The 21,570-nt window shown below is 61.0% G+C and carries 24 protein-coding genes and 1 pseudogene; 5 read left to right on the plus strand and 20 right to left on the minus strand.

Translation table 11 applies throughout. The features are described 5' to 3' along the window. Nucleotides 1-7: 7 nt before the first annotated feature. The 5 genes and pseudogenes from I6E39_RS05605 to I6E39_RS05625 all read right to left on the minus strand — a co-directional run bounded on the left by I6E39_RS05605 (nt 8) and on the right by I6E39_RS05625 (nt 3,883). A complete protein-coding gene (locus I6E39_RS05605) occupies nt 8-886 on the minus strand; it encodes a YitT family protein (protein WP_235380632.1) in 879 nt (292 codons plus the stop codon). Nucleotides 887-935: 49 nt separating this feature from the next. Beyond that, a complete protein-coding gene (pgsA, locus tag I6E39_RS05610; RefSeq protein ID WP_235380633.1) occupies nt 936-1,460 on the minus strand; it encodes a CDP-diacylglycerol--glycerol-3-phosphate 3-phosphatidyltransferase in 525 nt (174 codons plus the stop codon). A 220-nt stretch (nt 1,461-1,680) separates the two neighbouring features. After that, a complete protein-coding gene (gene rimO / locus I6E39_RS05615; RefSeq protein ID WP_268842202.1) occupies nt 1,681-3,009 on the minus strand; it encodes a 30S ribosomal protein S12 methylthiotransferase RimO in 1,329 nt (442 codons plus the stop codon). Between the two features lie 5 nt (nt 3,010-3,014). Further along, nucleotides 3,015-3,376 (minus strand): annotated as a pseudogene (locus I6E39_RS05620) (endonuclease domain-containing protein). Between the two features lie 273 nt (nt 3,377-3,649). Continuing rightward, entirely contained in the window at nt 3,650-3,883 is a 234-nt protein-coding gene (locus tag I6E39_RS05625; RefSeq protein ID WP_235380635.1) for a helix-turn-helix domain-containing protein, read from the minus strand. A gap of 86 nt (nt 3,884-3,969) precedes the next feature. Between I6E39_RS05625 and I6E39_RS05630 the strand changes: the two genes are divergently transcribed. After that, nucleotides 3,970-4,233, plus strand: coding sequence for a hypothetical protein (locus I6E39_RS05630; protein ID WP_235380636.1), 264 nt, complete (start codon nt 3,970-3,972; stop codon nt 4,231-4,233). Here the strand turns inward: I6E39_RS05630 and I6E39_RS05635 are convergent. The 7 genes from I6E39_RS05635 to I6E39_RS05665 form a co-directional block, all read right to left on the minus strand. Further along, on the minus strand, nt 4,227-4,850 hold the full coding sequence (locus I6E39_RS05635) for a regulatory protein RecX (protein WP_235380637.1): 624 nt from the start codon (nt 4,848-4,850) through the stop codon (nt 4,227-4,229). The genes I6E39_RS05630 and I6E39_RS05635 overlap by 7 nt on opposite strands. Nucleotides 4,851-4,855: 5 nt before the next feature. Next, nucleotides 4,856-5,968, minus strand: coding sequence for a recombinase RecA (recA, locus tag I6E39_RS05640; protein WP_235380638.1), 1,113 nt, complete (start codon nt 5,966-5,968; stop codon nt 4,856-4,858). A gap of 209 nt (nt 5,969-6,177) precedes the next feature. After that, the gene (prmC, locus tag I6E39_RS05645; protein ID WP_235380639.1) at nt 6,178-7,041 is read right to left on the minus strand and encodes a peptide chain release factor N(5)-glutamine methyltransferase; all 864 of its coding nucleotides are present in this window, start codon (nt 7,039-7,041) and stop codon (nt 6,178-6,180) included. 225 nt (nt 7,042-7,266) lie between these two features. Further along, nucleotides 7,267-8,256, minus strand: coding sequence for a DUF1385 domain-containing protein (locus I6E39_RS05650; protein WP_235380640.1), 990 nt, complete (start codon nt 8,254-8,256; stop codon nt 7,267-7,269). Nucleotides 8,257-8,339: 83 nt separating this feature from the next. Continuing rightward, entirely contained in the window at nt 8,340-9,767 is a 1,428-nt protein-coding gene (locus tag I6E39_RS05655; protein WP_235380641.1) for a sensor histidine kinase, read from the minus strand. Between the two features lie 62 nt (nt 9,768-9,829). After that, nucleotides 9,830-10,519 carry a response regulator transcription factor gene (locus I6E39_RS05660; RefSeq protein ID WP_235380642.1) on the minus strand — a complete coding sequence of 230 codons (690 nt, stop codon included), beginning with the start codon at nt 10,517-10,519 and terminating at the stop codon, nt 9,830-9,832. A gap of 29 nt (nt 10,520-10,548) precedes the next feature. Continuing rightward, entirely contained in the window at nt 10,549-12,000 is a 1,452-nt protein-coding gene (locus I6E39_RS05665) for a hypothetical protein (protein ID WP_235380643.1), read from the minus strand. Nucleotides 12,001-12,482: 482 nt separating this feature from the next. On the opposite strand from I6E39_RS05665, the gene I6E39_RS05670 reads away from it, so the two are divergent. The 4 genes from I6E39_RS05670 to I6E39_RS05685 are packed head-to-tail and all read left to right on the plus strand — an operon-like array spanning nt 12,483 to nt 15,165. After that, complete coding sequence (locus I6E39_RS05670) at nt 12,483-12,863, plus strand: GntR family transcriptional regulator (protein ID WP_235380644.1); 381 nt, start codon at nt 12,483-12,485, stop codon at nt 12,861-12,863. Then, nucleotides 12,860-13,747 (plus strand): ABC transporter ATP-binding protein, encoded by an 888-nt coding sequence (locus tag I6E39_RS05675; protein ID WP_235380645.1) that lies wholly within the window; start codon nt 12,860-12,862, stop codon nt 13,745-13,747. Before I6E39_RS05670 ends, I6E39_RS05675 begins: the two co-directional genes overlap by 4 nt. Nucleotides 13,748-13,759: 12 nt before the next feature. After that, complete coding sequence (locus I6E39_RS05680; RefSeq protein ID WP_235380646.1) at nt 13,760-14,425, plus strand: hypothetical protein; 666 nt, start codon at nt 13,760-13,762, stop codon at nt 14,423-14,425. Between the two features lie 5 nt (nt 14,426-14,430). Further along, the gene (locus I6E39_RS05685; RefSeq protein ID WP_235380647.1) at nt 14,431-15,165 is read left to right on the plus strand and encodes a hypothetical protein; all 735 of its coding nucleotides are present in this window, start codon (nt 14,431-14,433) and stop codon (nt 15,163-15,165) included. 64 nt (nt 15,166-15,229) lie between these two features. Here the strand turns inward: I6E39_RS05685 and I6E39_RS05690 are convergent, their stop codons facing one another. The 8 genes from I6E39_RS05690 to prfA all read right to left on the minus strand — a co-directional run bounded on the left by I6E39_RS05690 (nt 15,230) and on the right by prfA (nt 21,454). Beyond that, nucleotides 15,230-16,639 carry an aminopeptidase gene (locus tag I6E39_RS05690; protein ID WP_235380648.1) on the minus strand — a complete coding sequence of 470 codons (1,410 nt, stop codon included), beginning with the start codon at nt 16,637-16,639 and terminating at the stop codon, nt 15,230-15,232. Nucleotides 16,640-16,662: 23 nt separating this feature from the next. Further along, nucleotides 16,663-17,268 carry a dephospho-CoA kinase gene (gene coaE, locus I6E39_RS05695; RefSeq protein WP_235380649.1) on the minus strand — a complete coding sequence of 202 codons (606 nt, stop codon included), beginning with the start codon at nt 17,266-17,268 and terminating at the stop codon, nt 16,663-16,665. Beyond that, complete coding sequence (locus I6E39_RS05700) at nt 17,265-17,741, minus strand: hypothetical protein (RefSeq protein ID WP_235380650.1); 477 nt, start codon at nt 17,739-17,741, stop codon at nt 17,265-17,267. Before I6E39_RS05700 ends, coaE begins: the two co-directional genes overlap by 4 nt. A 67-nt stretch (nt 17,742-17,808) precedes the next feature. After that, nucleotides 17,809-18,834, minus strand: coding sequence for an L-threonylcarbamoyladenylate synthase (locus tag I6E39_RS05705; protein ID WP_235380651.1), 1,026 nt, complete (start codon nt 18,832-18,834; stop codon nt 17,809-17,811). Between the two features lie 16 nt (nt 18,835-18,850). Further along, nucleotides 18,851-19,249 (minus strand): GNAT family N-acetyltransferase, encoded by a 399-nt coding sequence (locus I6E39_RS05710; protein WP_338127119.1) that lies wholly within the window; start codon nt 19,247-19,249, stop codon nt 18,851-18,853. A 129-nt stretch (nt 19,250-19,378) separates the two neighbouring features. Beyond that, nucleotides 19,379-20,035 (minus strand): HAD family hydrolase, encoded by a 657-nt coding sequence (locus tag I6E39_RS05715; RefSeq protein ID WP_235380652.1) that lies wholly within the window; start codon nt 20,033-20,035, stop codon nt 19,379-19,381. 33 nt (nt 20,036-20,068) lie between these two features. Next, on the minus strand, nt 20,069-20,326 hold the full coding sequence (locus I6E39_RS05720) for a hypothetical protein (protein WP_235380653.1): 258 nt from the start codon (nt 20,324-20,326) through the stop codon (nt 20,069-20,071). 69 nt (nt 20,327-20,395) lie between these two features. Next, entirely contained in the window at nt 20,396-21,454 is a 1,059-nt protein-coding gene (gene prfA / locus I6E39_RS05725; protein WP_235380654.1) for a peptide chain release factor 1, read from the minus strand. Nucleotides 21,455-21,570 lie beyond the last annotated feature (116 nt).

Raw genomic sequence — 21,570 nt, forward strand, 5'->3', positions numbered from 1 at the left:
TATGGGCTTAGTCCCGGGGGCTGCGGTAGAAATTGCCTGCCAGCTTATCCGTCCGGATCACGTTGACGAAGGCGTGGGGGTCCGCCTGCCGCACCTTACGGGTCAGGCTGCGGATCTGGCTGTAAGCCACCACCGAGTAGATCATCACGCAGGGCTCCCCGTTATACAGGCCCACTCCCTCGATGAGAGTGGCGGTATGTCTGGTATCCTGGATCTGGGCGCAGACGCCCCCGGCGCTCTCCCGGCCAGTGACAATGAACAGCGTGGCCCGTCTTCCATCCGGGTCCATGAGGCGTATCACCTGGGTGGTGGTAAACTGAAAAATAATGGAGTACAGGGCGCGGTCCCAGCCGAACAGGAGTCCGGCTATGGCCAGGATCACTACATTCCCGCAGAGGATGTAGTTCCAGGCGTCCACGTTCTTCCGCTCCGCCAGGGCGATGGCGATAAAATCCGTGCCGCCCGCGCTCACCCGGGTCAGCAGACACAGGCTGGCGGCAAAGCCGTTGATGATGCCGCCAAAGACGCAGATCAGCAAAATATCCTCGGTGATGGGCAAGGAGGGCATCAGGTCGGTGAAGACGCTGGTCAGCACAATAGCCAGGCAGGAATACAGGGTGAACCGCTTGCCGATCATCTTCCATCCAATGAACGCAGGCACCGCGTTGAGCAGCAGGTTGATGGGACCGTAGGGCAGCTCCACCCCCGCGTATTTCAGGGCGCTGCGCTGAATCAGTCGGGTGACCCCGCTGAATCCGCCGGGAAACAGGTCGCCCGTCTGCACAAAGCTTTTCAGGTTGATGGCAAAAATCAGAGACGCGGCCACAACGGCCAGCAGACGGATGGCCGTCTCCCTCCAATGGGACTGCTTAAAATTGGCTTCCATAAAAACCTCCGTTGGTCCGCAGGTGCCCCCGCGGTCAAAGCCGGGGCACTTATTTCACCTGAGACAGCACATCCAGGTTCTTCATAAAATATTCCACGCCGGAGTAAATGGTGGTCAGCACGATGACCGCCACGCAGATGCTGTTGATCCAGGGGCTGATGGGCAGCAGCATCAGCACGATACAGACCATAGTGGAGGCAGTCTTGACTTTCCCGGACCAGCCGGCCGCGATGACCCGGCCCTTGTCCGCGGCCACCATCCGCAGGCCGGAGACGCCGAACTCCCGGATAATGACCACCAGCAGGGCCCAGCCGGGCATCTGGCCGATCTCCACGAACCAAAGCATGGCGGCAGTGACCAGGCACTTATCGGCCAGAGGGTCCATGAACTTTCCAAAATCGGTGGTCTGGTTATAGTGCCGGGCGATGTATCCGTCCAGGGTATCGGTGAGGCTGGCAATCACAAAAATGGCCAGGGCCCAGTAATTGGCTCCGGGCACACCCAGATAGAGCACCAGCAGAAACGCGGGGATCATCAGCACCCGCAGCATGGTCAGCTTATTGGCGGTATTCATTGGTCGAAATCTCCTTTTGATTGGTTCTGTGCCGGGAGCATTCCATAGTATCTCCCCGGCGGGCGGGTCGGGCGGCGCCGCTGTCCTCCGCTTTTCACGGAGAACGCAGGCAGTTCTTCTCCATTATATCGAAAAGTACTCGCCGCTTCCAGTGCAGATTTTCCAAATTTTCCTTTTCAAATTTAGAGGATACGTCAACCCGCACCGGTGCGGCAAATCCTTACTCCTCGATCTCTCCGGTCAGGTCGCCGTCGGAGACGCCGGTGATCCGCACGTTGACGAACTCCCCGGCCGGCACCAGCCCGGCGGCGGTGAACAGCACCCGGCCGTCGATGTCCACCGAGTCGGCGTAGGTCCGGCCCACATAGCAGCCCTCAGCGCTGTCAAAGCCTTCGCACAGCACCTCCATGACGGTGCCCAGCCGCTCCTCGTTGTAGGCGTCCATGATCCGGGACTGGAGGTCCACCACCAGCTCTACCCTGCGCTGGGCGGTCTCCGGGTCCACCTGGTCCTCCATGGCGGCGGCCAGGGTGCCCTCCTCAGGGGAGAACTGGAACACGCCCACCCGCTGGAGCTTCTGCTCCCGCAGGAACGCGCACAGCTCCTCGAATTCCGCTTCTCCCTCCCCAGGCAGGCCGCAGATCAGAGAGGTGCGGATCACCACGTCGGGCAGCGCGGCCCGCAGGCGGGCAAAGAGGACCTCCAGCTCCGCCCGGGTATTGCGGCGGCGCATGGCTTTCAGGATACCGTCGTTGCAGTGCTGAATGGGGATGTCCAGATAGTGGACGATCTTGGGCTGACGGGCGATGGTCTGGATCAGCTCGTCGGTGATGGCCTCGGGATAGAGGTAGTGCAGGCGGACCCAGTGGAAGGGCAGCTTGCACAGCTCGTTCAGCAGCCCCGCCAACGTGCTGCCGTCCTGGAGGTCCAGACCGTACCGGGTGATATCCTGGGCGATGACAATGAGTTCCTTCACCCCGGAGTCGGCCAGCTTTCCGGCCTCGGCCAGCAGGGCCTCCATGGACCGGCTGCGGTAACGGCCCCGCAGCTTGGGGATGATGCAGAAAGCGCAGCCGTTGCTGCAGCCCTCGGCGATCTTCAGATAGGCGGTGTAGGGCGGGGTGGTGACCAGCCGCTCTCCGTCCTCATAGGTCTTATGGATGTTGCCGAAGTGCTCGGCCTTCTCCCCCGCCATCAGTTCCTCCACGGCGGACACCACGTCAGTGTAGCTGCCGGTACCCAGCATCCCGTCCACCTCGGGCAGTTCGGTGCGGATATCGTCGGGATAGCGCTGGGTCAGGCAGCCGGTGACCAGCAGCTTTTTCAGCTTGCCCTGGTCCTTCAGCTGGGCCAGTTCCAGAATATTGTCGATGGCCTCGCTCTTGGCCGACTCGATGAAGCCGCAGGTGTTCAGTACCGCCACGTCGGCCCCCTCGGGGTCTCCGGTGACAAGGTATCCCGCCTTACGGCACAGTGCCATCATCTGCTCGGTGTTCACCAGGTTTTTGGCACAGCCGAGGGAGACAAAGGCAACTTTGTATTGGTTCAAAGAGATCACTCCCTTAATGGTTTCATGTAATTTAAAATATGCTCACAGACGCCCCGAAAATTTTGATCCACCTCCAGGTTGGAAACGCGCAGGACCTTTACACCCAACCGCTCCAGATCTCCGGTTCTTCGGGCGTCATACGCCTGCCCTTGGGGTTCAAAATGCTGGCCGCCGTCCAGTTCCACGGCCAGACGAAGCGCGGGACAGTAAAAGTTCACATATAGTCTCCAATGGGTTTCTGACGCAAAAAGCGGGGCTTTTGTTCCCGGAGGAATTCGTACCACAGCTTGCGCTCCCAGGGAGTCATGTTTTTTCTGAGTTCGCGGGCCGGCCTTTGCAGGGAATTTTTATAGGGTACGATTGCCATACGATCCCCTCCTACTCCTGTTACTGCCCGTTCGGATGGGCTCCGTGCCGCACTACTTAAGCCCCCTTTCACAAAAGGGGGTGGCCCGAAGGGCCGGGGGATTTTCTTTTCTAATTTTAATACCCGGCAGGGGGAAAGAGAAAACCCTCAGTCACCGCCTTCGGCGGCGACAGCGTCCCTACCCCCTTTGGCCTTCGGCCATTTCCCCCTGAAAGGGGGAATCGGCCCTTTGCGAAGGGAGCCTTTGTTCCGCTGCGGCGGGACGGGAGCGATTTACTTGCCCCGCCAAACGGGATCGTCGGTGATGCCCAGGAGATAATCAGTGGAGACATGAAAATAATAAGCCAATTCAACCAATTTATCCACTGTCGTCCCACGGGTACCACTTTCAAGCGTACTGATAGCCTTATGGGACAAGCCAATCGCCTCACCTAATTCTTTCTGACTAAGCCCGTTGGCCTTCCGCAGTTGGTAAATTCGCTCACCCAAAACATTCTGCTTATCCATACCAATCCCCTTGACTTTTACCTGTAAGTAGATTATAATCTACTTACAGGTAAATTTTGAGTGCATATCACATTGGGAGGCAGATTATGTTTGATTACATTTCCGCCATTTACTACGGCGAAGGCTTCGGCGCCTGCCGCCCCTGTCCCCTGGACCAGCCGGCCGACCAGAGGGAACGGGAGCTAAACAAGCAGCTGGACCGTGTTGCCGATACGCTGGGGGAGGATTTTGTCAAAACGCTGCGGGGCAATCTGCGGGTCATTCTGAACGGCCGCCAGCTGGAGGCTTTCCAGGACGGCGTACGCATGGGCGGCCAGCTGACCGCCTCCATTTTGCTGGACCCTCAATAGTCCTCCCCGGTCTCGGCCCCGTAGCGCCGCAGGGCGTCGTTGATGTCCGACCAGGAATAGCCCCGGCGGGCCAGGGCGGCGGACACCTTTTGCATCTGCTTTCGGTCCAGGTCCTTTCCCGCCAGCTTTTTGGTCACAAAGGCGTCGATGGCCTCGGCGGGGTCCTGAGCCTGCTCCAGGGCGTCGTCCCACATTTCCCTGGGAACTCCCCGGCGGTACAGCTCGTCCCGGAGCTTTTTCTCCCCGAACCCCTTGGCAGAGTAGTAGCGGACCACCTGGGCGGCGTAAGAGGCGTCGTTGAGGTAGCCCAGCTCCTCCATCCGGTCGCATAGGACGGCGGACTCCGCCTCCCCCGCGCCCCACTCCTTCAATTTCCGCTCCAGTTCCTTTCGGGACTGGGGCTTTCTTGTCAGCAGGTCCAGTGCTTTTTCCTTCAGGCCGCTGCGTCGGACGGAGTCCAACAGAGCCTCCGCCTCCCGGTCGGTCAGTTCCTTCCCGGCATACAGGGCAAAGTCGATGACCTCGCTCTCCCCCAGGCGCAGGATGGAGCCGTCCTCCAGCACGGCCAGCCATCGGCCCTCGATCCGTTTGGACGGTTTGAGTTCCTGGATAACCATGGGGCTTATTCGTCGGCGCCGTCCTCAAAGTCGTCGGCGGACACGTCCACCGCCCGACCGGCGGCCCGGGCGGCCACCTGGGACTGCTTGCTCATAAGCTTGAAGGCGTTGGCACGTACCTGGGCCTCCACCTCTTCAGCCACCTCCGGATTGTCCTTCAGATATTGGCGGGCGGCGTCCCGGCCCTGGCCGATCCGCATATCGCCCATGGCGAACCAGGAGCCCGACTTCTGGATGATATCCAGCTTCACGGCCAGATCCACCAGCTCGCCCCACTTGGAGATGCCCTCGCCGTAGAGGATCTCGAACTCCGCCTCCCGGAAGGGGGGCGCCACCTTGTTCTTCACGATCTTGGCCCGGGTGCGGTTGCCCACCACCTCGCCGCCCACCTTGATGGCCTCGATGCGGCGCACATCAATGCGGACAGAGGAATAGAACTTCAGCGCCCGGCCGCCGGTGGTCACCTCGGGGTTGCCGTACATGACGCCCACCTTTTCCCGGAGCTGGTTGATGAAGATGACGATACAGTTGGTCTTGGCAATGGAGCCGGCCAGCTTCCGCAGGGCCTGGCTCATCAGCCGGGCCAGCAGGCCCACATGGGAGTCGCCCATGTCGCCCTCGATCTCCGCCCGGGGAGTCAGAGCGGCCACCGAGTCCACTACCACCACGTCGATGGCGCCGGAACGGACCAGAGCCTCACAGATCTCCAGTCCCTGTTCACCGGTATCGGGCTGGGAGATGAGCATGGAGTCGATATCCACGCCCAAAGCCCGGGCGTAGCTGGGGTCCAGGGCGTGCTCGGCGTCGATGAAAGCCACCTCGCCTCCCCGCTTCTGGGCCTCCGCCAGAATGTGGAGGGCCAGCGTGGTCTTACCGGAAGACTCGGGGCCGTAGATCTCGATGATGCGGCCCTTGGGGACGCCGCCGATACCCAAGGCGATGTCCAGCGACAGAGAACCGGTTGGGATGGACTCCACCACGATGCCCGTGTTCTCCCCCAAACGCATGATAGAGCCCTTTCCGTAGGCCCGCTCGATCTGGGCCATGCAGGTCTCGATGGCTTTCTTCTTATCAGACGCGGGGGACGCCGCCTCCACGGAGGGCTTTTTTGTTGCCATAACCATTCGTCCTTTCCAGCGCCGCCTATCCGGCGCGTCTTTGGTTTTCGTCCTTAGTTTATCATATTCGTTGTCCCATAAAACGGACTTTTAATCGTGAGACATATGCCGCCTCAGGCAGCGGGGGCACCCCCCTGTCAAGTCAATCAACATTGAGACGGACACGACAGGCCGTGGCACCGCCCAACATGTTATGTCAGCCGCAATTCCTAACTGTTGACGGTTCCTTCCACCACCCGCCAGATACCCTGGGTATCCTGGGCGGTCTGGATATTCTCATAGCCGTTCTGGGCCAGAATGTCCTCCACCTGAGGGGCCTGTCCGATGCCCACCTCAAAGACCAGAGCGCCCCCCAGCCGCAGGGCGGATTTCCACTTGGCGGCAATGACCCGGTAAAAGTCCAGGCCGTCCTCTCCCCCGTCCAGGGCCATGCGGGGCTCGTAATCCTTGACAGAGGGCTCCAGGCCGTCAATATCTCCGGTGGGGATATAGGGCGGGTTGCACACGATGACGTCAAAATCCCACAGGGCGGAACTGGGCGCCTCCAGAGCATCCACCGACAGACAGGTGACCCGGGCGTTGAGCTGGTTGCGGCGGACGTTCTGCTTGCAGGTGCGCAGCGCCCCCTCGGACAGCTCCCCCAGCACCACGCGGCAGTTGGGTACATTGGCGGCCACCGCCAGACCCACGCAGCCGCTGCCGGCGCACAGGTCCAGCACTCGGGCGCCTTCGCCGGCCTCCTTGGCCCGGGCGATGCCCCGCTCGGCCAGCAGTTCGGTGTCCGTCCGGGGGATCAGGACCTCCTGGCTGATGTCCAGAGGCAGGCCGTAAAACTCCCACTCCCCGATGATATAGGCCACCGGCTCCCCGGCCAGACGGCGGCGGACCAGATCGTCCACCCGCTTCTCCAGCTCGGCGGAGACGTACAGGGACATGTCCCGGTACAGCTGCTCCCGGCTCTTGTCAGCGGCATAGCACACCAGCTCCCGGGCCTCCAGCTGAGCCGCCTCGATCCCGGCCTTTTTCAGCCGGGCGCGGGTGTCCAGGAATAGGTTATTGTAGGTGGTCGCCATAAAATCACCCCATTCGGTAGTACAACATGCAGAAGGAAGGCAGGCGGGGGCACATTCATACCCCACCGGCATTTGGTTCTGCAATTTTATTTTCTCCCCGTCCTTCGTCCCGCCCCCAGGCGGCTATCAAAATGGAACCCAACGCAGTGGGTCCCATTCACAAAGGATGGGCGGCATGATGTTTAAGCTTGCCATAAAGCACGGGATATGCAGCGTGCGGCAACGTTACCACGCGTCCGCGCCCTTTTCCTCGGGCAGCACCAGCTCCAGGGCCTTGATCCCCACCTCGATCATGGAGTCATCGGGCTCGAAGGTGGTGAAATTTTGCAGCCACAGGCCGGGGGCCACCAGGACTCTGGTGATGGGGCCGTCGTGGCGGCCCACCCAGCGGTTGAACTCATAGCTGACCCCCACGATGGCGGGCAGCATGACCAGATGGGCCAGCATCCGCAGCAGTACATTATGGATCGGCCAGATGGCAAAGACCACCGTGGACACCAGGATGGAGACAAAGATCACCACAAACAGGAAACTGGTGCCGCAGCGGGGATGGTGTCTGGGCTGCTTTCGCACGTTTTCCACGGTGAGGGGCAGGCCGGACTCGTAACAGAAGATTGTCTTGTGCTCCGCGCCGTGGTAGGAAAAGACCCGGCGCATCTCCTTCATCCGGGAACACAGGGCCAGATAGCCGATAAAGATCACGATCTTCAGGATACTCTCCGCCAGATTCCGGGCCACCATGGAGTCGGTGACCCAGGTGACCGCCGTACCCAGCAGGGTGGGCAGCAGGAAAAACAGGCCCACCGACATACCGATGCCCAGAATCACCGCCAGGGTGGTAAAAAAGCCGGTGGCCTTCTCGCTGCCCAGCTTATTTTCCAGCCAGGCCTCGAATTTGGAGGGTTCTCCCTCCTCCGGGAAAAACTCCGCGGAGTACATCAGAGCGGTAACTCCGTTATACATGGAGTCACAGAAATTGACCACGCCCCGGATCAGCGGCCACCCCAGCACGGGATGCCGCTCCTTGATGAGCTTCAGTTCCTTCTCCTGGATCTCCAGCTCTCCGTCCGGTCTGCGGACCACCACCGCCTGCTTCTTGGGGCCCCGCATCATGATTCCTTCGATGAGGGCCTGGCCGCCGCACATGGTCTTAAAGCCCTTGGAGCAGGTCGCCCGGGCGCAGGTGTTCTGGGTTTGTTTTTCTTTTTCTTCCATTGAATCAGGTACTCCTTTTGTATCGCGCCTTTCCAGAGACATTGTATCAAATTGCCCGGGAAATAGCAAGGGGAAAATAGAACTTATGTTTCAATTGGCAGCCGGATGGTGACCACACATCCGCCGCCCTCGGCGTTGCCGATGTCCAAGGTCCCCTCATGGCGGGTGATGATCTCCTCGCACACCGCCAAGCCAATACCGGACCCCCGGGCCTTGGAACTGCCCTTGTAGAACTTGTTTTTGATGAAAGGGAGCTCCTCCACCGGGACGCCGGGGCCGTAGTCCCGAATCTGGATGACCGCCTCCAGGATCTCCTGGTGGATGGACACGTCGATCCGCTTGCCGGAGCCGCCGTGCTTGGCCGCGTTGTCCAGCAGGTTGCAGAACACCTGGCGCAGGCGCTCCGGGTCGCCGGAGATGGGCAGCATCTCCTCCTCGCAGTCCTGGTAGGTGAGGTCGATGCCCTCCTTGCGGAAAAACTCCTTATAGGTATACACCGCGTCCTCCAGCTCCGCCTTCAGGTCCAGGGGCTCCACCGACAGGGTGAAGCGGCCGTCCTCAATGCGGGAGAACTCCAGCAGCTCCTCCACCATATTGGTCAGGCGACGGGCCTCGGACACGATGATGTCCATCCCCTTTTTCACGTCCCGGGGGTCCCGGAGCTCCCCGCTCTGAATGGTCTCCGCCCAGCCGGTGATGGCGGTGAGGGGAGTACGCAGCTCATGGGAGACGGAGGAGATGAACTCCGACTGGGTCTTCTCCGACTGCTTGATCTTCAGAGACATATCGTTGATGGTGTCGGTCAGCTCCCCGACCTCGTCGTCAAACTTTTTTTCGATCTGTACGCCGTAGCTGCCGTCGGCAATGAGGCGGGCCGTCTCGGTGATGCTGGCCAAGGGCTCCACAATGGAACGGACAAAGTAGAGGTTGGAAAAGTATACCATCGCAAAGATGGCCAGCCCAATAACCGTGATGATCGCCATGGAGACGATGAATTGACGGTCGATGCCGGACAGGGAGGTGACGTACCGGATCAGACCCACGGTCAGCCCCTGGTAGACCACCGGGCTGGAGACGGCGGCGATCCGCTCTCCCGTGGTGCTGTCACGGCCCACCCAATAGGAGGTCATCTGGTCTGCCAGGGCGTTCTGAATATCCGGGGTCCCGGGGGTCGTGCCGGCGGTCAGGTCGTTGCCCGAGTACACCACCGCCCCAGAGGCGTCCAAAAACTGCAGCTCCAGCTGGCTCTTCTCCTCATAGTTGTTGACGGTCTGCTGGGCCGCCGCCCAGTACTGGGTCCGGGTATAGTTGCGGAAGCTGGAGGCCGCCGAGCTGGCCTTTCCCATGAGATCATTGACTGTCCCGGAGTAATAGTAATTCCAGAGGGCCGCGGCGAAGGTCCCCAGTGTCAGGGCGAGGATCAACAGCACCACGCTGACGCTGTTCAGCAGCCAGCGCTTCCGGATGCCCCGGATTTTTCCCTTGTCCTTCAGTTCTGTATTTTTGGCCATCTCTCCACCCCCTTTGTGATTCAAGATGCCGTATTTTCAGCTCATTGGCGCTCTGTCAGCGCTCAGCTGCCCCACTTATAGCCATAGCCCCACACCGTATTGATGTAGGCCGGCTTCTGTGCATTGTCTTCGATCTTGATGCGGAGGCGGCGGATATTCACGTCCACGATCTTCAACTCGCCGAAGTAGTCCTTTCCCCACACCGTATCCATGATCTCCTCACGGGACAGGGCCTTTCCCGGGTTCTCCATGAACAGCTTCACGATGGAATACTCCACCTGGGTCAGCTTGACCCGCTGTCCGTTCTTCTCCAGGGTGCGGTTGCGGGTATTCAGCAGGAAGGGCGGCGCGCTGATCTCATCGGCGGCCGCCGACTCGATATCGCCTCCGGTCCGCCGGTACAGGGCGTCCACCCGGGCGGTCAGCTCCGCCGGCGAGAAGGGCTTGGTCACATAGTCGTCGGCGCCGGTCATCAGGCCGGTGACCTTGTCCATCTCCTGGGTACGGGCGGTGAGCATGATAATCCCGATCTTATTGTCCATGGCCCGAATGCGGCGGCAGACTTCAAAGCCGTCAATATCCGGCAGCATGATGTCCAGCAGCGCCACCTTGATGTCCGGGTTTGCCTTCAGGGCCGTCAGCGCCTCTTCGCCAGTCCCGGCCTCGATGGTGGTATAGCCCGCCCGCTTCAGATTGATGACCACAAAGCTGCGGATGTTTTCCTCATCCTCCAGCACCAATATCTTTCTCATGGTCTTCTCCTCCGTTCTGACCGTCCTCGTTAATCGTTATACCAGCTGGGTTGGATGGTCTTGAACCGCTCCAGCAGCTCCGACTGGCCCAAGCCGCAGTCCCAGGCACAGTCATAGAATTTAGCGGCATAGATGACCTCGCCTTCCTCCCGCAGGATGAAGCGGCCATCCTCCTCGGCCCGGATACTCCGGTTGCTCCCCGTGAGCCGGTAGATACTCAGGAAGGGCACCGGCTGCTCGTCCTTCCCCTGCCAGTAGGAAAAGATGACCTGTCTCTGGCCGCTGAGGGAATCGTTTCTCGAAATGGTAATTTGCTCATTCCAGCTGTCCGGGATCTCCAGATACCAGCTGTCCGCCGCGTTGTGATAGGTGGTCATGACTTTGACGCACTGACCTTTCTCATTGTACTGGCTCCAGTCAATGAGCCAGAAGTTGACGGCGCCCGTCTCCCCGGAGGGCGGCAGGGGCCGCAGCGACGGCAGCTCCAGCACAGAATCAGAATTGACGTCGCTGAGACTTACATCCGCATAGCCTGTCAAGTGGTTTTCGCTGACACCCGTCTCGTCCAGAGAGAGATTGACAAGGCGGTCGTCCCGGTAGGCCAGCACGTCGATGGTCTTGCTGCCGTCGGCCATGGTGCAGGTCACATAAAGGGCGGGGGGGAAATAGTCTCCGCTGAGGTAGTTGGAGCGCATCCGGTTCAGGGTCACAACCCCCGCCGACAGGCTGGCGCTGCTCAGACTGGTGAAAGCGCCGTCCTGCCAGCCGTAGAGCTCTACCGTACTGCCCGCGCCGGCGGACTCAATGCGGACCACGGCGATCTCGATCCGGGTATCCTGGTCAATATCCAGCAGACGGCAGCCGCTGGAATAGCTGTTGGTCCCCTCGCTGGCTCCGCTGCAGCTGGTCAGCAGCAGCTCGGTAGCCAGCAGCTTGGAACGGTCCTGGAATTGATTTGCCATGGCCGTTGTGGACGAGGCCGGGAGCTCCAGTTCGTCCAGGGTATAGGCGCCCAGCTGGTAGACACCGGCGCTGACCTGCCAATTGACCACCAGTTCTTTGCTGCCCATTCCGTTCAGGTCGGCGTAGTCGATGGAATAAATGGCCGCGCCAGCCCCCTCCACCAGTCCGGTAACCTGGTAGTTCTCTCCGACCTGCTGGAATATGTAGATCTTCAGCGACTTCTCCACGCCGGGGACACGGATAAAGGTCAAAGCGCTCTCCCGCACGCCGTCGCCGTCCAGATCCTGAAGCTGGATAGCCGCTGTATTGTCTCCGGAGACGATGACCGCGTCCTCGGTGGAGACCCCGAATTCCGCCTCCAGACTGGAGCGCACCCCCCGAATGGCCGTCGCCAACTGGTCGTAGCCGGCCGACTTCTCCGGCCGTCTGTACAGCTCGTCCGGCGGACGGAACAGACAGCCGGACAGCAGCAACAGCAGCGCCGCCGGCAGCATAAGCCGTCTCCACTTTTTGCCCATACCGTCCACTCCTTTCCCGTCTCCCCGGGGCCCGGGGCAACTTATAAAAGTCCTATTTATCATCATACCACAATTCCCGAAAAAAGCATATGGTTTTTTCAAAGAAAAGTTTGTACGCCTTTTCAACGATATTCTACAGATAAATTTTAGTTTATCGTTTCATGTAGGGTGAGGGCTTGGTAGGGCGGAGGCTTATCCCTCCCCCTTTTGGCCTTCGGCCATTTCCCCCCGACGGGGAGAATCGTCCCCCGCCGTCCGACGGCTGCCATTTTGGCGGCGGCCCCAAGGGGCCGCCCTACGGGCGGGGCGTCCAGAGGCCGCCCCCTACGAAGCCATATGTACCGTGTGTAGGGGGCGGCGTCCCCGACGCCCCCTCATACATCCATAAACTAAAATTTATTTTCTGGTATTGACAGAATTGTCCTTTTGTTGTATGGTTAATTACATGAGTAATGAACTAGCAAACTTTAGGAGGTGAGCGCGTGCGCGGCACACTGAATGACCAATCATTGATCTATCTGCAAATCGCTCAGATGCTGGAGGACGACATCCTCCGGGGCGTCTATCGGGAGGAGGAACAGGTCCCCTCCACCAACGAGCTGGCCCGGGGCTACAACATCAATCCGGCCACGGCAGCCAAGGGCATCAATCTGCTGGTGGCCGACGGCGTCCTCTATAAAAAACGGGGCATCGGCATGTTCGTGGCCTCGGGCGCGGAGGAGACCGTGAGAAGAAAACGGAAGGCCGCCTTTTACGACGGCTTTGTCAGACCGATGGTAAAGGAGGGGGCCTCCCTGGCTCTCTCAGAAGAGGAACTGCTGGCCATGGTCCGGCAGGCCGTCAAGGAAGGAGAAGAGAAATGAACACAGCTGTTTTATCGGCCCGGGGAGTTTATAAGTCCTACGGAAAAAAAGAGGTGCTCCACAACCTGGACTTGACCATTGAGCCGGGGAAAATCTACGGCCTCATCGGCCGCAACGGGGCGGGCAAGACCACCCTGCTGGGCATTCTCACCGCCCAGAACACTCTGGATCAAGGTGAGGTCACCTATGACGATCAGCCTGTGTGGGAGAATCAGAGGGCCCTGGACAACATCTGCTTCTCCCGGGAGCTGCAGCCCACTCTGTTCTCCGGCCAGAACAATCTGAAAGTCAAGCACTATCTGAAGTCGGCGGCCATCTACTATCCCAACTGGGATCAGGCGTATGCCGGCCGGCTGCTGGCCGAGTTCAAGCTGGAGCCCAAGAAAAAGATCTGCCAGCTGTCCAAGGGCCAGATGTCCATGGTGACCATCCTCATCGCCCTGGCCAGCCGGGCTCCCATCACCATTCTGGACGAACCGGCGGCGGGGCTGGACGTGGTCATGCGGGAGCGGTTCTACCAGCTGCTGCTGGAGGACTATGCCCAGACGAATCGCACCTTTATTGTATCCACCCACATCATCGAGGAGGCCGCCTCCGTCTTTGAGCAGGTCATCATTCTGGACGAGGGAAAGATCATCGAAAACTGTCCCACCGAGGAGCTCATCGACCAGTTCCGCTATGTCTCCGGCCGGGAGGACGTGGTGGACGAGGTGTGCCGGGGGCTGGAGGTGCTGTCCACCCACCAGATGGGCCGGCACAAGACCGCCGCCGTCCGGGGCGGCGGTGTCAAGCTGGAGGCCGCTCTGTCCGCCGACGTGGACGTGTCCCCCATGAACCTGCAAAACGTCTTTGTGGCTCTCTGCGGCCACGGAGACGCCCAGTAAGGGGGCGGCGGTATGGTCAAGTCCTTCAAATACCTGCTCCAGTTTGCCTGGATCAACCTGGGCGCCATCCTGGGCTTCGCGGCCATCGTCATCGCCGGAGCTTATCTCACCGGAGTGCCCCAGGGGGCGAACAACCTGTTCCGCACCTACTTTGGCACCTTCCCCCTGCTGACCCTCATCATGCTGTTTCTCTTTTCCTACGCCCTGTGTACCAGCAATCTGAATCTGGCCCTGTCCTTCGGGGCGCGCCGGCGGGACTTCTTTTTCGCCATTCAGGGGGTCCTGCTGCTGTACGCCGGGGTGTGCTGGGCCCTCCAGGCGGTCATGTCCGCCATCCCCGACCTGTTCGCCTGGACCAGCGTGGACCGCTGGAGCATTCTCATGTCCCTGGGCGGTCTGACCAATTGGCAGTATCCCCTGGCCTGTCTGGCCATCATGACGCTGGGCTGCCTGTGCGGGCTTCTCTATGTCCGTTCCAAAGGTTGGGGCGTCTTGCTCATAATCTTCACTATTTTAGGTGGGATCGCCGCCACTATGGTGCTGCTGATCTGCTCGGATTCCCAGCCCGGCACCCCCGGGGCCCTGACCGCCACCATTCTTACTTATGGGGCGGTGGCGGTGATCGCGGTATGCGAGCTTCTGATCTGGCGGACGGTCCACCGTTTTGTTGTGAGGTGAATACGATGCTGAAAAAACTGATCCGGCTCAACGCCGACGACCTGCTGCTGTGCGGGGGCGTGATCGGCGGGGTATTCCTGCTCCTCCACATCATCACCGCCGTGGCGGTGCGCTTGTCCGGGGAGGGGAGCAGCCTTCTGCTCTCCGGTATCCTGCTGCCCATTACGGCTGGCATCCTGATTCTGTTCGTATCAGCGTCCCATGTTGCGGTCACCTTTGACCAAGCCCTCCGCTTTGGCCAGACCCGGTGTCGGGCCCTGGGGCTGTCCCTTGGGGTCGCCGGGTTCGAGGCCCTGTTTGCCATGGGGCTGGCCGTCCTGCTTGCCTGGTTGGAGCGGCTCTTTGCCCCTCACTTCTGGCTCTGGCTGTCCGGCCGGGAGTATATCGTGATGGACGAGATTCCCCCCATTCCGGTAACCGGCTGGTCCGCCGGGGAGGCCGCGCTCCGGGCCCATCAGCTGTTCATCGAAGACTTCACACTGGACTGGTGGTGGTTCCTTCTCATTGCCCTGGGCTGCATGGCGTTGGGGATCATCATCGGGGCCATGATCCAGCGGTTCGGCGGCAAATCCCTGTGGGTGTTCTGGGCAGTCTGGATGCTGGTCTGCTTCTCCCCCCAGCTGCTTCCCTGGAAACAGTACACCATTGTAGACTGGCTGTTCCCCCTGCTGGGGCTCATGACCCTGGGGGCTCTGGCCTGGTCGGTCTGGTCCCTGCTCCACGCGGTGGTGAAAAGCTAAAAAAGAAACACCTCCGCCGGCTGTGCCGGCGGAGGTGTTTCCGCTTTCTGCTGTAAATTGTTGCTTATACCGCCTCGAAGATCGCCTTCATACCCTTGAAGGTCATATAGCAGTCCAGCTTGGCCACTGTCTCGAAGGGAGAGTGCATGGACAGAACGGGAACACCGGCGTCCAGGGTGTCGATATTCCGCTCGGCCATATAGACGGCCACGGTGCCGCCGCCGCCGGCGTCCACTTTGCCCAGCTCGGCCATCTGCCACGCCACGTTGGCGTTGTCTAGCACCCGGCGGACATAGGCCACCAGTTCGGCGGAGGCGTCGGAGGCCCCGGACTTGCCCCGGGCTCCGGTGTACTTGCACAGGCCCATACCGTAGTTGATCAAGGCGCTGTTGCGCTTCTCATAGACCTCGGCAAAGTTGGGGTCGTAGGCCGCCGTCACGTCGGCAGACAGGCAGAAGGACTTCTCATAGCAGACCCGGGGCAGCACGCCCTGGCCCGCGCACAGGTCGGCCATGAAGGTGTCGAAGGCGGCGGACTTCATGCCGGACACGCCCTCGGAGCCGATTTCCTCCTTGTCGGCCAGCATGCACACAGCGGTGCGCTCGGGGGTGCCCAGCTGGAGGAGGGCGGCCAGAGCGGCGTAGGCGCACACCCGGTCGTCGTGGCCGTAGGCGCCGATGAGGGAGCGGTCAAAGCCGATGTCGCAGGCCCGGAAGGCGGGGACGGCACACAGCTCAGCGGAGATGAAGTCCTCCTCCACAATGCCGTATTTCCGGTTCAGCAGCTCCAGAACGGCGATCTTCACCCGGTCGCTGCCCTCGTCGTCGGCCAGGGGGCGGCTGCCCACCAGGATGTTCAGATTCTCGGCAGGGATGGCCTCGCCCAGGGGCTTTTTGGACTGCTCCGCACCCAGGTGGGGCAGCAGGTCGTCAATGGTGAACAAGGGGTCCCCCTCCCCGTTGCCCACAGACACCCGGATATTTTGGCCGCTCTTCAGGGCTACCACACCGTGGAGCTCCAGGGGGATGGTCACCCACTGGTACTTGCGGATGCCGCCGTAGTAGTGGGTCTTGAAAAAGGCCATCTCCTCGGTCTCATACAGGGGATTCTGCTTCAGGTCCAGCCGGGGAGAGTCGATATGGGCCGCCCCGATGTTGACGCCCTGGTCCAGCCCCTTCCGGCCCATGACCGCCAGCATAATGGCCTTTCCGCGGTTGGAACAGTACACCTTGTCCCCGGCCTTCAGTTCCATCCCCCGGGCGTAGGGGCGGAAGCCGGCGGCTTCGGCCAGGGCGATGGTGCGGTCCACGCACTCCCGCTCGGTCTTGCCCGCGTCCAAAAACTGCTTGTAGCCGGTGCAGTAGTCCTCCATGGCCTCCAGTTCCCCGGGCAGCAGACGGTCGTAGCCGTTCTTCTTGTCGTAGACCAGGGCCTTCCGCAGCTGCTCGCCCCGGGTCAGTTTTTTATCCTCCATTGAAAAAACCTCCTTATAACAGACTATCCTATGTCGGTATGCAATAGTTTCTCAAACAGCGCTTCGGCCCGGGCGGCAAATTCCTCCGGGGAGGCGCAGTCATTGACCAGAGTATAGCCGCACTTTCCCACATAATATTCGTCCCGCTTCTGGGCGGCCACCCGGGCGCGGGCGTAGTCCTCCGGGATGCCCTCCCGGGCCATGATGCGGCGGATACGGACCTCGGGCGGGGCGGTGATGGCCAGAGTGGCGTCGCACAGGTCCGCCATCCCGCTCTCGAACAGGCGGATGGCGTCGATGGCGGCGGCAGGACATCCCGACCGTTCCGCCTGCTCCAGCCGCCCCCGGATCTCCGCCTGGATATAGCGGTGGGTGATGGCGTTCAAGTCATTCATGGCCTGAGGGTCCGCAAAAACGATGGTCCCCAGCTTCTTCCGGTCAAAATGGCCCATTCCGTCGGTCAGAGGGCCAAAGCGGTCCTCCAGTTCCTGCCGTAAAGCTTGATTACTTGCCAGCAGCTGGTGGTACACGGCGTCGGCGTCAATGATGGCGCCCCCCAGCCGCTCCAGCACCCGCAGGGCCGTGGTCTTGCCCGCCCCGGTGGGGCCGGTAATGCCGATGATGATCATCCCTGCTCCACACCCTTTCGCCGTCCAAACCAGAATCCAAGAGAAAACAAGATCACAAGCGCGGCCGCTGTGACCGGCGTCCCCCAAAGGATGATCGGCAGACTGGAAATGGTATTGTCCACCATGGTAAAACGAACCACCAAGGAAATCACGCCGGGCACCAGACCAATCAAATATTGGGCAAAGACCGCAAGGATGGTATTTCTGCCTTCATCGGGCAGGCATCCAAACTGCCAGATGGCACAAAGCACGATGATAAGTACGCCCCAATGTCCCACCAGCACGGAGGTAAACCACGTTCGTCCGTCCCGGCCGCAGCAATAGCCGATCCAGAGCCACGACACGGCCATTGCCCAGGGGATCAGCATAAACAGGAGGGAGCCAATGATGGGAATGGAAACGGAATGGACATAAAGGGATCCAAAGACAATGGGAATCAGCCCGATCCAGGGAAAATATCCGGTTTTTTTCATTTTCATCCCTCTCTCAAACCATTGTTTTTCTCATAACGCAAAATGGAAACGTTTCATGGCGTCGAATTTATACTTCGATAATATGGAACCCCGCCGCCTTGTTCAGGCGGTTGGTAATGGCAAGTCCAATTCCTTTACTGTCCGGGCACTGGGCCCAGATGGCGGGGACGTCAGTGTGGTCGAAGGAGCGCAGGGCGTCAAAGATGTGACGGGCCTGCTCCTCCTTGTCCCCGGCGGGGCCCAGGTCCATGACGGGCCTCGCCGCGGCCCGGCCCGTGAACAGGGACATGTACTCGTCAAAGCAGATGACCCCGTCGCGCTCCCCCGCGTGGGCAGCGATATAGGCGGCGCTCCGGGCCGGCTCGCCGGCCACCACCGTCACCGGGGCCTTAGGCGCGTAGTGGCGGTATTTCATGCCGGGAGCCTTGGGCTTCTCCCCCGCCCCCAGAAGACGGGTCACCGCCGGGTCCACCGCCACCTCACCCAGAACGGAGCGCAGCTGCTCCAGGGTAATGCCGCCGGGCCGCAGCAGCCGGGGCGGCGTGCAAGTCAGGTCAATGATGGTGGACTCCACCCCCACAGAGCAGGGCCCCCCGTCCACGATGGCGTCGATCCTGCCATCCATATCCTCCAGCATATGCCGTGCGGTGGTGGGGCTGGGCCGGCCCGAGGTATTCCCCGAGGGAGCCGCCACCGGCACGTCCGACAGCCGGATGATCTCCCGGCAGACCGGGTGGGCGGGGCATCGCATCCCCACCGTGTCCAGCCCGGCGGTGACCGCGTCGGGCACCAAGTCCTTCCGGGGCAGGATCATGGTCATGGGACCGGGCCAGAAGGCTTCCGCCAGCGCCCACGCCGCCGCCGGGATATTTTGGCAGTACCGCTCCAGCCAGGAGGCCTCGGGGATATGCAGGATCAGGGGGTTGTCCTGGGGACGGCCCTTGGCTTCAAAAATATGGGCCACCGCCTGGGCATCCAAACCGTTGGCCCCCAGACCGTACACCGTCTCGGTGGGGATGCCCACCAGTCCGCCCGCCCGCAGGATGGCGGCTGCCTGATCCCCATCTTTTTCTGTCAGATATTTTGTCTCCATGGTGAAAACTTCCATTCTATTTATGGTCCTGCCTCATATCCGCCCGACGGACAGAGAACAACAGATGCGGCATGTCCATGCCGTAGTAATGCTTGGTAAACAGCCCACGGACCTCCATGCCGTTGCGCCGGGCCACCGCCTGGGAAGGCAGGTTGTTGACACGGACGATGGAGCAGACCTCCTCAAAGCCCAGGGTGTCAAAGGCGTAGTCCCGGCAGGCCCGGGCCGCCTCGGTGGCGTAACCCTTGTGCCAGGCGGCTTTTTCCAGCAGATATCCCACCTCGGGCTCCCGCGTTCCGTCTCCCAGGAGCTGCCAGGTAATGCCGCACTGGCCTATCATGTCTCCGGTGGACTTCTCCACCATTGCCCACAGTCCAAAGCCGTCCCGGCGGTATCTCTCCTGCTGGCGGCGCAGCCAGTCCCAGGCCTAAAGGCATGCTCGTAGGCGTACATGACCGCCGGGTCCCGGAGCATCCGGCACAGGGCGGAAAAATCCCCGTCCTCCATCTCACGCAGGAGCAGGCGCTCTGTGCGTAAAATCTCCTTACCCACGGCCCAAAACCAAGTCCGCCAGCTTGTCCGGGTCATCCACAATATAGTCGGCCCCCTCGGCCTCCAGTTCCTGCCGGGTGCGGAAGCCCCACAGGACCCCGCAGCTGGTGAGGCCGCCGTTTTTAGCCGTCTGGATATCCACGTTGCTGTCCCCCACGAAAAGGGTGTCCTCCGCCGCGGCGCCCATCCGCTCCATCAGCCGGTGGAGCAGGGTGGGATCGGGCTTGGTAGGCAGGTCGGGCAAAGCTCCCTGTACCACGGGAAACACCCCGGGGTAATAGCGCTCCACCACCGGGCCTGCCATCTGGTCGGCCTTGTTGCTGAGGACGGCCATGGAGACTCCCGCCGCCTTCATCCGGGCCAGGGTCTGGGGCATCCCGGCGTAGGGAGCGGTCTTGTCCGCCTTGTGGGCGTCGTAGTAGGGCATGAACTCGTCCAGAATCATCTGCACCCGCTCCGGCGTGCGCCAGTCCTCCGGGGCGAACCGCCCCGCCAGCTTGGTCATGCCGTTGCCCACAAAGTGTTTGTACTCTTCCACCGTATGGGTGGGCCAGCCGTGGTTCCGGCACACCCAATTCCCCGCATCGGCCAAATCGTCGATGGTGTTGAGCAGAGTACCGTCCAGGTCAAAAATCACATATTTGTACACAGTTACGCCTCCAAAACAGCCGGGAGCGGTCATTTACTCGTAGATGCCGATCTCCATGCCGCCGATTTCCACCTTGGTATCCCGGGGGAAGCCGGCGCGCTGGAGATAGGCCTTCACCGCCATCTGGGCGTATTTGGGGTTGATGGTCTCGTCCTCCAGATCCAGGTCCAGACGGTTCTCCTCGCCGCCGCAGACCATGCCGTGCTCGTCCAGCACCTCGTTCAGCTCACCTACGATATCCGCCAGAGTCTTGCCCTCGGGGATAGAGTTGTAGTGAATAAAAAGGTCCATTTTGATTTCTCCTTCAACAATATTTCTGATTCACGCTCCGTCTGCTGGCGGCGCGCTGGGTACAACGGCTCAGACGCTTTCTTTCAGCCGCTGGGCCTGGTCGTCGGCCGCCAGGGCGTCGATGATCTCGTCCAGCTCGCCGTTCATCACGCTGTCGATCTTGTACAGGGTCAGGCCGATCCGGTGGTCGGTGACCCTACCCTGGGGGAAATTATAGGTTCTGATGCGCTCGTTCCGCATTCCGGAGCCCACCTGGCTGCGCCGCTGGTCGGTATACTCGCTGGAGATTTTCTCCTGCTCCGCCTCGTACAGCCGGGAGGCCAGGATACGCATGGCCTTGTCCCGGTTCTGGAACTGGCTGCGCTCCTGCTGGCACTCCACCACGGTACCCGTTGGCCTGTGGATCAGCCGGACGGCGGAGGAGGTCTTGTTGACGTGCTGGCCCCCCGCCCCGGAGGAGCGGAACACCTGCATCTCGATATCCGCCGGGTTCAGGCGGACGTCCACCGCCTCCATTTCGGGCAGGACGGCCACCGTGGCGGTGGAGGTATGGATGCGGCCCCCGGACTCGGTCTCCGGCACCCGCTGGACCCGGTGGACGCCGCTTTCAAACTTCAGACGGGACCAGGCCCCGTCTCCTTCAATTGTGAAGGAAATCTCCTTTATCCCGCCCAGTTCCGTTTCGCTGACGGAATCCACCTCTGTGCGCCAGCCCTTGGACTCGGCATACATGGAGTACATGCGGTACAGGGAGTGGGCAAAAAGAGCCGCCTCCTCTCCCCCTACCCCGGCCCGGACCTCCACAATGACGTTTTTGTCGTCGTTTGGGTCCCGGGGCAGCAGCAGGATCTGCAGCTCCCGTTCCAGCCGGGGCAGATCGTCCAGGGCCTGCTGATACTCCTCCTGGGCCAGTTCCTTCATCTCCGGGTCGGCAAGGAGCTCCTGGGCCTGGTCCCGGGACGCAAGGGTGCGTTGGTAGGTCCGAAAGGTCTCCACCAGGGGCTGGAGCTGGGTCTGCTCCTTGTTCAGTTTTGCCACCAGGTCCGGATCGCCGTAGGTCTCCGGCGCGGCCAGGCGGGCCTGGATCTGGCTGTATTTGGCCTCAATGGCGGTAAGCTTGTCCAGCATAGGGACCTCCTGTGTTAAGGTGGATATACGGTAAATTTTAGTCTATGGATGTATTATGGGGCGTCGGGGACGCCGCCCCCTACGCACGGTTTACAATATGGCTTCGTAGGGGGCGG

Origin of the sequence: Pseudoflavonifractor phocaeensis (assembly GCF_021531375.1) — a bacterium.
GTDB lineage: Bacteria > Bacillota > Clostridia > Oscillospirales > Oscillospiraceae > Lawsonibacter > Lawsonibacter phocaeensis_B.